The organism is Stenotrophomonas capsici (assembly GCF_034961085.1).
GTDB classification, from domain to species: domain Bacteria; phylum Pseudomonadota; class Gammaproteobacteria; order Xanthomonadales; family Xanthomonadaceae; genus Stenotrophomonas; species Stenotrophomonas capsici.
Window position 1 is genome coordinate 1 of sequence record NZ_JAYFUH010000046.1, and the last position, 10117, is coordinate 10117.

Annotated in this window: 8 protein-coding genes and 2 pseudogenes; 7 read left to right on the top strand and 3 right to left on the bottom strand. The window is 69.7% G+C overall.

What is annotated here, in order from left to right; genetic code table 11:
* Positions 1-370 (top strand): annotated as a pseudogene (locus VA603_RS01555) (phospholipase D family protein); the annotation flags it as partial.
* A 25-nt stretch (positions 371-395) separates the two neighbouring features.
* A complete protein-coding gene (locus VA603_RS01560) occupies positions 396-821 on the top strand; it encodes a hotdog fold thioesterase (RefSeq protein ID WP_132862351.1) in 426 nt (141 codons plus the stop codon).
* 179 nt (positions 822-1000) lie between these two features.
* On the opposite strand, the gene VA603_RS01565 is transcribed toward VA603_RS01560, so the two are convergent.
* On the bottom strand, positions 1001-3571 hold the full coding sequence (locus VA603_RS01565; RefSeq protein WP_323437742.1) for an EAL domain-containing protein: 2571 nt from the start codon (positions 3569-3571) through the stop codon (positions 1001-1003).
* 200 nt (positions 3572-3771) lie between these two features.
* Here VA603_RS01565 and VA603_RS01570 point away from each other — a divergent pair, with 200 nt between their 5' ends.
* From VA603_RS01570 to VA603_RS01590, 5 genes and pseudogenes are all read left to right on the top strand, one after another.
* Positions 3772-4563, top strand: a complete 792-nt coding sequence (locus VA603_RS01570; RefSeq protein ID WP_132862353.1) for a lysophospholipid acyltransferase family protein — start codon at positions 3772-3774, stop codon at positions 4561-4563.
* Between the two features lie 52 nt (positions 4564-4615).
* A complete protein-coding gene (locus tag VA603_RS01575) occupies positions 4616-5605 on the top strand; it encodes a YheT family hydrolase (RefSeq protein WP_313255261.1) in 990 nt (329 codons plus the stop codon).
* Positions 5606-5819: 214 nt separating this feature from the next.
* Positions 5820-6149 (top strand): annotated as a pseudogene (locus VA603_RS01580) (YheT family hydrolase); the annotation flags it as partial.
* A gap of 59 nt (positions 6150-6208) precedes the next feature.
* Positions 6209-8278, top strand: a complete 2070-nt coding sequence (locus tag VA603_RS01585) for a tetratricopeptide repeat protein (protein WP_323437743.1) — start codon at positions 6209-6211, stop codon at positions 8276-8278.
* A 14-nt stretch (positions 8279-8292) separates the two neighbouring features.
* Positions 8293-8901: a YbhB/YbcL family Raf kinase inhibitor-like protein gene (locus tag VA603_RS01590; RefSeq protein WP_323437744.1), complete on the top strand. Its 609-nt coding sequence runs from the start codon at positions 8293-8295 to the stop codon at positions 8899-8901.
* Between the two features lie 97 nt (positions 8902-8998).
* Here the strand turns inward: VA603_RS01590 and VA603_RS01595 are convergent, their stop codons facing one another.
* Both VA603_RS01595 and VA603_RS01600 read right to left on the bottom strand, forming a co-directional pair.
* Positions 8999-9817 (bottom strand): META and DUF4377 domain-containing protein, encoded by an 819-nt coding sequence (locus VA603_RS01595; RefSeq protein WP_192288311.1) that lies wholly within the window; start codon positions 9815-9817, stop codon positions 8999-9001.
* An 83-nt stretch (positions 9818-9900) separates the two neighbouring features.
* On the bottom strand, positions 9901-10117 hold a 217-nt coding region (locus VA603_RS01600; RefSeq protein WP_323437745.1), incomplete at its 5' end, for an undecaprenyl-diphosphate phosphatase.

Here is a 10117-nt window from a genome sequence, read left to right on the forward strand (position 1 = left end):
GGGCGCGGTGATCATCGAAGATGCCGCCTTCGCCGAGCAGTTGGCGCGCAGCATCGAGCGCGACATCGCCCCGGACAACTCCTGGGTGGTGGCGCCGCGCGAGAAGGCACCGGTGTTCTCCGGCCTGAACTACAGCATCGGCAAGGCGTCCGAAGCGCTGCCGGTGCTCGATTTCTGGCCATGGCGCTACGCCACCATCTATGAGTTCAAGCCCGGCCCGGACTGCCCGCGGCCGCTGCCGCGGCAGGACCCCGGCTTCCGCGCCTGCTACACCGCCATCGGTGATTTCCCGGAAGTGGACGTCGGCCCGAAATGGCTGCTGGTGCGCATGCTCACTGCCTTCGGCGCCGGGCTGGTGCCCATCCTCTGACTGCGTCCCCGCAAAGGTTCAAGCCATGTCCCGAGTATTCCGCGCCCCCGTCGACCTGGAACAGGTCAATGCCCTGAGCCGCAACACCCTGATCGACCACCTTGGCATCGTGTTCACCGCCGCCGGCGAGGATTGGCTGCAGGCCACCATGCCGGTCGACGAACGCACCCGCCAGCCGTATGGCCTGCTGCACGGCGGCGCCTCGGTGGTGCTGGCCGAAACCCTGGGCAGCAGCGCCGGCAACCTGTGCGTGGACCCGGCCGAGCAGGTCTGCGTGGGGCTGGAGATCAACGCCAACCACCTGCGCGCGGCGCGCACCGGCGTGGTCACCGGCACCGCGCGCGCGCTGCACGTGGGCCGCACCACCCAGGTGTGGGAGATCCGCATCGAGAACGAAGACGGCAAGCCGGTGTGCATTTCGCGGCTGACGCTGGCGGTGGTGGCCCGCTGAGCGGGCATCGACGCGCGATACCTGCGGCTTACCCCTCCCCAACCTTCCCCTGCTGTGCAAGGGAGGGGGCCATACGGCTTTACCGTGATCGGTTCGACCCCGCCGAACCACTCCCTCCCTTTGGCGAAGCCAAGGGGAGGGCGGGGGAGGGGTTACTGCCCCACCGCCGTAGCCGTCGCTCAGCCCTCGACCATCGCCGGCAGATGCTCGCGCACCCATTGCGCCAATGCCGGCGCGGGCAGGGCAGGGGTGAAGTGGAAGCCCTGCGCGATGTGATAGCCCTGCTCGCCGAGCAGGCGCAGCTGCTCGCTGCTTTCCACGCCTTCGGCCACCACCTTCAGGTGCAGGCTCTGGCCGATGTGGGCGATGGCCTGGGTCAGCGCGCTGGCCACGCTGTCACGCTCGATCCCGTTGACGAAGCTGCGGTCCAGCTTGAGCTCGCTGATCGGCAGCTGGCGCAGGTAACTCAGGCTGGAATAGCCGGTGCCGAAGTCGTCCATCGACAGGCGCACGCCCAGCGCATGCACCTTGCGCAGGGTCTGCAGGGTGACCGGGTCGGCGTCGAGCAGCACGTCCTCGGTGATTTCCAGGATCAGGTCCGACGCCGACAGGCCGTGCTCGTGCAGGATCCGGCTGATCATCTCGGCCAGCGCCGGGCTGTGGAAGTTGGTCGGTGACAGGTTGACCGAGACCGAGGGCACCTCCAGCCCATCCTCGCGCCAGTCGGCCAACTGGTGGCAGGCCTCGTGCAGCGCCCATTGGCCAAGGTCGCCGATCAGGCCGGTTTCCTCGGCCAGCGGGATGAAGCGGACCGGCGGCACGTTGCCCAGCCGCGGGTGGTGCCAGCGGGCCAGGGCCTCGACGCTGTGCAGGCGGCCATCGTGCAGGTCGATCTGCGGCTGGTAGTGCAGTTGCAGTTGGCCCAGCGCGAGGGCTTCGCGCAGGGCATTTTCCAGCGCCAGCCGTTCCTGCGCGCTCTGGTCCATCTCGCAGCTGTAGAAACGGGCCAGGTTGCGGCCGCTGTGCTTGGCCTGGTACATCGCCATGTCGGCGCGGTGCAGCAGGGTTTCCATGCTCGTGCCGTCGTGCGGGAACACGCTGATGCCGATGCTGGCCGAGGGCCGGATCTCCATCTCCCCCAGCTGCAACGGCTCGCCCAACGCGCGCAGCAGGCGTTCGCTGTGTTCGTCGGCGCCCTGCGCGTCGCAGCCGTTGAGCACCACCACGAACTCGTCGCCGGACAGGCGGCCGACGATGTCCATCGGCCCGGTCTGCTCCTGCAGGCGGCGCGCGACCACCCGCAGCAGTTCATCGCCGCCGGGATGGCCGAAGGAATCGTTGACCTGCTTGAAGCGGTCCAGGTCGATGAACAGCACCGCCAGCGACTGGTGGGTGTGGCCGGCGGCGCTGATCGCCTGGTCGGCACGGGCATGCAGCAGGCTGCGGTTGGGCAGGCCGGTGAGGTCGTCGTAGAAGGCCAGCCGGCGGATGCGGTTGCGCGCTTCCTCGCGTTCCAGCGCCAGCGCACACAGGTGCACGATCACCTCGACCAGGCGCCGGTGGAAGCTGTCCGGCTCCATCGGCTGCCGGTAGTAGAACGCGAAGGTGCCCAGCACGCGGCCGTCGCTGGACTTGATCGGCGTGGACCAGCACGCCGCCAGGCCGTACTGCAGGGCCAGGTGGCTGACGCCTTCCCAGTTGGGGTCGCTGGCGATGTCGCGCGCGACCACGGTTTCGCCGCAATGGGCCGCGGTGCCGCAGCTGCCCGAATGCGGGCCGACCGGTGTGCCATCGACCAGCTTGCTGTAGGCCTCCGGCAGGCTGGGCGCGGCCAGCGTGCGCAGCCGGCCGTCCTCCACGCGCAGCACCGAGCAGGTGACCTGCGGGGCGATCTTCTCCACCTCCTCGCACATCATCTGCATGATCTCGGCGGTGGGTACCTCGCGCACCATCGCATCGAGCATGCGGTGCTGCAGGACCTCATGCACCTTGGTGCGGGTGATGTCGGTCAGCACCACGACCATGTTCACCAGCTTGCCGTAGTCGTCGAAGATCGGGTTGATGGTGACCGAGCACCACAGCGGCTGGCCGTCCTTGCGGTACAGGCGCTCGTCGGCGCGGATCGACTGCCCGGACATCAGCCGCGTCATGTAGGCGGCCATCTGTTCGCCGGAATGATCGTCCGGCGCCAGCAGGGTGGGGACGTAGCGGCCGAGCAGCTCGCTGTCCAGGAAGCCGAACAGGCGACGGAAGCCCTTGTTCGGGTAGACCACGTGGGCCTGGGCATCGGTGATCAGCACCGCGCTCTGGGTCTCGTCGAACCCCAGCGACAGCAGCCGCTCGCGCTCCTGCGCCTGGCGCCGCGCGGTGACGTCGCTGATCAGCGCCATGTGGATGTCGCGGCCGCCGCTGGACACGTGCGACAGGGTCACGCTGATCCAGCAGTGGCTGCCGTCCTTGCGCACCAGTTGGATGTCATGCGGCGCCAGGGCCAGTTCCTGCACGCGGTTGCTGGCCCCCGGGTACAGGCGGGTGTCATAGCGCTCGCGCATGGAGGGCGGGGCCAGCTGGCCCAGGTTCCTGCCTAGCATTTCCTCGCGCGGCCAGCCGGAGATGGTCTCCATCGCGCGGTTGAGGTACAGGATGGTGTTCTGTTCGTCGAACAGGATCACGCCGCTGCCAATGCGCTCCAGCGCGGCAGAAAAGAAGTGCAGCATGTCCTCTGTCGATGACAGCAGCTGCCGGTGCATCACCACGCTCCCCTGAACGTTGGAACCGTTTTACACACTTACGGCGCGGGAAGGGTAACGCTGAAGGTCCAGCCGGGCCCCTTGGCCCGCGTGATGTCTGGATACTGTGCCGCAACGCACCTTTCCGTGTCCTGGCAGCAATACCCTGCCGCCGTAACAGTCGCTGGCACAAGCCGGACCGCATCCGGTATCGTGCGCGGATGATCTCCCCCCGTCCCGCCCGCCAGGGCGGTGTGGCTCGCGTGTTCCGTTACCTGTACCGCGTCCCGCTGCTGCTGGTGCACATCGTCCTGTTCCTGCCGCTGATCCTGTTGCTGATGGCCCCGCCATTCGGCCGCATCGGCGGGCCTGCCGATCCCCTGGAGCACCGCGTGGTGCGCTGGTGGTCGGGCGTGCTGATGTGGATCTTCGGCTTCCGGCTCAAGCGCTTCGGCCAGCCGCTGCCGGGGCCGGTGCTGTTCGTGGCCAACCACGTGGGCTGGGTCGACATCTGCATGATCCACAGCCAGAAGATGGTCGGCTTCGTCGCCAAGCGCGAGATCGCCGGCTGGCCGCTGGTCGGCTGGCTGGCCAGCCGTGGGCATACCATCTACCACCAGCGCGGCAACACCGAGTCGCTGGGCGGGGTGATGGAGGAAATGGTCAAGCGCCTGAACGAACAGCGGCCGGTGGCGGTGTTCCCCGAAGGCCGCACCCGCGGTGGCCACGAAGTGGGCCCGTTCCACGCCCGCATCTTCCAGGCGGCGGTGGAGGCCAACGTGCCGGTGCAGCCGGTGGCCTTGCGCTACGGCGTGCGCGGTGACGCCCAGACCATGGTGGCGTTCGGGCCGGGCGAGAGCTTCTTCGGCAACTTCCTGCGCCTGCTCGGCGAGCCGGCGCGTGCGGCGCAGGTGCACTTCCTCGCGCCGATCGGCAGCCAGGACCTGGAAGGTCGCCGCCGCATCGCCGAAACCTCGCGTGCGCGCATCGTGGCGGTGATGGAAGGGCCGTGAGGCGATGTCGGTCGTGCGCCTGCCGTCGTCGGAAAGCCGCCAGCCAGACGCGCTGAACGCCGCCGACTACCTGCCGCCGCGCTGGCTGCGCAATCCCCACCTGCAATCGATGCTGGCTTCGAGCCGGCTGCGCCTGCGCCGCGGCCTGCAGCTGCTGGCCGCCACCGGCGCGGTCAACCGCGAACTGATCCTGGACGGCGGTGACGGGGTGCGCCTGCAGGCCTGGCACAGCAGCGTGCCGGGCCGTGCCCCGGTCGGGCTGGCGCTGCTGCTGCATGGCTGGGAAGGCAGCACCGAGTCGAGCTACATGCGCATGACCGCCGCGCGCATGCTGGAGGCCGGCTTCGACGTGGTGCGGCTGAACTTCCGCGACCACGGCAACACCCACCACCTGAACCCGGGCATCTTCCACTCCTGCCGCATCGATGAAGTGGTGCAGGCCGCCGGCGACGTGGCGCGCCGTTTCCCGGACCTGCCGATGGTGGCCGCCGGCTACTCGCTGGGCGGCAACTTCGTGCTGCGCCTGGCCCTGCATGCACCGGCCGCGGGCGTGCCCCTGCGGCACGTGGCCTCGGTCTGCCCGGTGCTGGACCCGGCGGTGACGATGGAGAGCATCGAGCAGGGGCCGGCGATGTACGACTGGTACTTCCGCCGCAAGTGGACCGGCTCGCTGCGGCGCAAGCGCGCGCTGTTCCCCGAGCTGGCCGACTGCGACGACGACGTGCTCAAGCTGGACATCCGCGCGCTGACCGGCTGGCTGGTGAACCGGCATACCGACTTCCCCACGCTGCAGGACTACTTCGAGGGCTACTCGATCGCCGGCCACAAGCTGGCCGGGCTGCAGGTGCCGGCCGAGATCCTGATGGCGCAGGACGACCCGGTCATCCCCTTCGCCACCTTCGACCATTGGCAGCTGCCGAACCACGCACGCCTGCAGATCGCGCGCTGGGGCGGGCATTGCGGGTTCATCGAGAACCTGCGCGGCGATGGCTTCTCCGAGCGCTGGGTCACCCGGCAACTGTTGGCGGCGTTGCCAGGCTGAACCGTGGCGCGGCGGGCGCGCCCGCTACAATGGGTTTTTTGCGCTCACGCTGGAGGCCGACTGCGACGACGACGTGCTCAAGCTGGACATCCGCGCGCTGACCGGCTGGCTGGTGAACCGGCATACCGACTTCCCCACGCTGCAGGACTACTTCGAGGGCTACTCGATCGCCGGCCACAAGCTGGCCGGGCTGCAGGTGCCGGCGGCCGACTGCGACGACGACGTGCTCAAGCTGGACATCCGCGCGCTGACCGGCTGGCTGGTGAACCGGCATACCGACTTCCCCACGCTGCAGGACTACTTCGAGGGCTACTCGATCGCCGGCCACAAGCTGGCCGGGCTGCAGGTGCCGGCCGAGATCCTGATGGCGCAGGACGACCCGGTCATCCCCTTCGCCACCTTCGACCATTGGCAGCTGCCGAACCACGCACGCCTGCAGATCGCGCGCTGGGGCGGGCATTGCGGGTTCATCGAGAACCTGCGCGGCGATGGCTTCTCCGAGCGCTGGGTCACCCGGCAACTGTTGGCGGCGTTGCCAGGCTGAACCGTGGCGCGGCGGGCGCGCCCGCTACAATGGGTTTTTTGCGCTCACGCTGGACCGCCATGCAAGACAAGATCATCGAAGCCCTGCGCCGCAACGCCAACGACGACGCGGTGTCCCTGGCCCGCGAATGGGTGGCGGCCGAACCGCAGCAGGCGCAGGCCCATCGCTGGCTGGCGCTGGCCCTGCAGCAGGACAACCAGCTGGAACAGGCCCAGGCCAGCCTGGACCAGGCGCTGGCGCTGGCGCCGGAAGAGGCCGCCCTGCACCTGCAGCACGCCGGCCTGCTGCTGGCCCTGCGCCAGCTCGAGGCCGCCGACCAGGCGCTGGACCGCAGCACCGCGCTCAACCCCAATGAATTCTCCGCCTACCTGATGCAGGCGCACCTGGCACTGGGCCGCGAGGACATCGACGAAGCCGACCGCCTGATCCGCCTGGCCGAACGCGTGGACCCGGACAGCCCGGAGCTGGGGGCGGTGCAGGGCATGGTCGCGTTGCGCCGCGGCGAGCTGGACCGCGCGCTGGGCGTGCTGTCGGCCGCGGTCGAGCGCCTGCCGCGCGATCCGCGCCTGCTCTACGCACTGGGCTTCGCCTATCTGGGCAAGGACATGCCGGCGTTCGCCGAGCAGGCCTTCCGCCGCGTGCTCGAACTGGTCCCGGACAACCAGGCGCTGCGCGGCCTGCTGGTGCAGCTGGCGCTGCGCCAGGGCCATGTCGACAACGCGGCCGAAGTGATGCGCGAGGTGCTGGCCAGCAAGGGGGGCGACACCCCCGGCCTGCGTCGCCTGGCCGGCGAGCTGGAGCTGGCCTCCGGCCAGCCGCTGCAGGCGCTGGAACACCTGCGCCCGCTGCTGTCGCAGCTGCCCGGTGACCGCGGCACGCTGCAGATGCTGCTGGTGGCCTGGCAGCGACTGGGGCGCGAGGAGGAAGCCAGCGCCGCGCTGGATGCGGCACTGGAAGCCCACCCGCAGCTGCACGACCTGTGGCTGGCCCGTCTGGCGATCCCGGCGGTGGGCAGCCCGGAAGCGGTGGCCGTGGTCGAGCGCTGGCTGTCGGCCATGCCCGACCATGTGCCGGCGCTGGAAGCCCGCATGCGGCTGCATGACATGAACGAGGAAAGCGACGCGGCCGAGGCCATCGCCCGTCGCATCGCCGCGCTGGAGCCGGGCCGCGTCAGCGCCGAGCAGCGCATCGTCGAAGCCCTGCTGCTGCGCGATGCGCCCGCGGCAGCGGCGCATGTCCAGGCACTGGTCGACAGCGCCCCGGAAGCCGCGCGGCCTAGCCTGCGCAGCTGGCTGGGCACCGTGCAGGACCGTGGCGGCAACCCGGCCGGCGCGGTGGCCACCTGGCTGCAGCTGCATGCCGAGCAGGCCGCCACGCGCCTGCCGCTGCCGCCGCAGGCCAAGGCCCCGGTGGAATGGCCGGCGCTGGGTGGGGTGGCCGACGACAACGCGATGCGCCCGCTGTTCGTCTGGGGCGCGCCGGGCTCGGGCGTGGAGCGCGTGGTGACGGTGATGGCGGCCGGCAGCCGGGTGCTGCGCGCCGACCGTTTCGGTGCCACCCCGCCGACCGACGGTTTCCAGAACTACCTGACCCTGCAGCGGCTGGCCACCGATGCGCTGACGCCCGAGCAGCTGGTGCAGCAGTGGCGCGAGCAGCTGCCGGCGCGCGGCATCGCCGACGGCAACGTCATCGACTGGCTGCTGTGGTGGGACAACGCGCTGTTGTGGGCGCTGCGCCCGCAGCTGCCGGAGGGCCGCCTGGTGGTGGCGGTGCGCGACCCGCGCGACATGTTCATCGAATGGCTGGCGCTGGGTGCACCGGCGCCGCTGGCGCTGACCTCGTCGATGGACGCGGCGCAGTGGCTGGCACGTTCCGTGGAGCAGGTGGCCGAGCTGCACGAGGGCGACCTGTACCCGCACCTGATCCTCCGCACCGACGAGGCGGTGAACGACCCGGCGGCGATGGGCGCGCTGCTGGAGCAGGCCTTCGGCGTGCGCTTCCCGCAGGTGCGCAGCCTCGGCCCGGGCACCGTCGAGGCCGGCCACTGGCGCCGCTACGCCCAGGTGCTGGCGGCGGAATTCCTGTATCTCACCCCGGTCGCGGTGCGACTGGGCTACCCCGAAGCCTGACCCGAGGACCCCCGATGAAACTGGACAGCCAGAGTTTCAGCAACGGCCAGCCGATCCCGGCCGAGTTCGCCGCCGGCCAGCCGTCCGGCGTTGCCGGCAACCGCAACCCGCAGCTGTCCTGGCACGACGTGCCCGAAGGCACGCGCTCGTTCGCCCTGCTGTGCGTGGACCCGGACGCGCCGACCGTGGCCGAGCTGGTCGGTCGCGACGATGTCGGCATCCCGCTGGACCAGCCACGCGCTGATTTCGTGCACTGGGTGATGGTGGATATCCCCGCCGACGTGCGGGAGATCGCCGCCGGCAGCTGCAGCGACGGCTTCACCGCGCACGGCAAGCAGCAACCGGCGGGCCCGGCCGGCGCGCGCCAGGGCATCAATGACTACACCGGCTGGTTCGCCGGTGACCTCGACATGGCCGGCACCTATTTCGGCTATGACGGCCCGTACCCGCCGTTCAACGACGAGCGCCCGCACCGCTATTTCTTCCGCATGTTCGCGCTGGACGTGGCGTCGCTGCCGGTCGAAGGCGCCTTCACCGCCGCCGATGTGTTCAGCGCGATGCAGGGCCATGTGCTGGCCGAAGCCGCGTTGCACGGCACCTACACGTTGAACCCGCACCTCTGACCGGTACCGCCGGGCGCGCTGCCGCCACACGGCGGCGGGGAACCGAAATGACGAGGGCGCCTTGCGGCGCCCTCGTCGTCTGCTTCGCAGCGGTGGCTTACTTGCCCACCTGCTCCGAGCTGACCACCATGTCCAGCACGTAGGCCAGCGAAGACGCGTCGGCCGGCGGGTTCTTCACCTGGAAACGCTTCAGGCGCAGCACGTTGCGCACGCCCGGCTGGTGGGTGTAACCCTCGATGTTGCCGTAGAAGTTCTCCCACTCACCGCGCTTGCCCTGCTCCAGGCCCTGCTCGTTGTACTTCACCTCGCGCACCTGCAGGCACTGTGCATCACGCATCACGCCATGGGTGCAGGGCTTGGTCTGTGCATCGACTTCCAGGAACACGCGCTCGCCCTCGCCGCCGTAGCGGGCTTCGGCGGTCGGCTCGGCGCGGAAGGTCAGCACGTCGCCATTGGCGGCGGCCAGCACCAGCTGCGACGCATCCAGCGAACGGATCGTCAGCTTGCCCTGCAGGCGCTCGCTGACCAGGCCGTCCAGCGCCATCACGCCCGGCTCGCCGCAGGCCATGTTGGTGGACATCATGTTGCCGACGCTGAGTGCGTCGCCTTCCAGCGTGTAGCCACCGCCCATGCCGTTGCAGGCATTGCTCACGCTCAGGCGGCCGTCCTTGAAGTCCAGCGTGACCGGCTTGTCGGCGCGCACGAACAGCGCGTCCACGCGCTTGCCGGCCGAATCCACGGCGGTGTCGAGCAGCCAGTGGTTGGCGCCCAGCTGGGTGGCGTCGATCGAGGCCGCCGCGGCCGGGGTGGCGGTGTTGGCGGCGGGGGTGGCTTCACTCTTGGTGGTCGTCTGCGACGGGTTGCTGCAGGCGGCCATCAGGGCCAGCGGCAGGGCCAGCATGAGGATGCGCTTCATGGACAACTCCTTGGGTCATGGAAAGGATTCGGGACGACAAACGGATGAAGCTGCCGGCCGGGGTTGAAGGCGCCGGGGCGCGTTCAGTTTCCAGCAGGCAAGAACAGCAGCAAGCCAATGCCCAGTGCGATGCGGTATAGCGCGAAGCCCGTGAAGGGCCGGCGCTTGATGTAGTCCAGCAGCCACTTCACCACCACGAAGCCGGTGATGACGGCGGCGGTGAAGGCCACCCCGACGTCGGTCCAGTTCTCGCTGCCGAGCTGCCCGTCCTTGGCAAGTTCCAGGAACGCGTAGCCACTG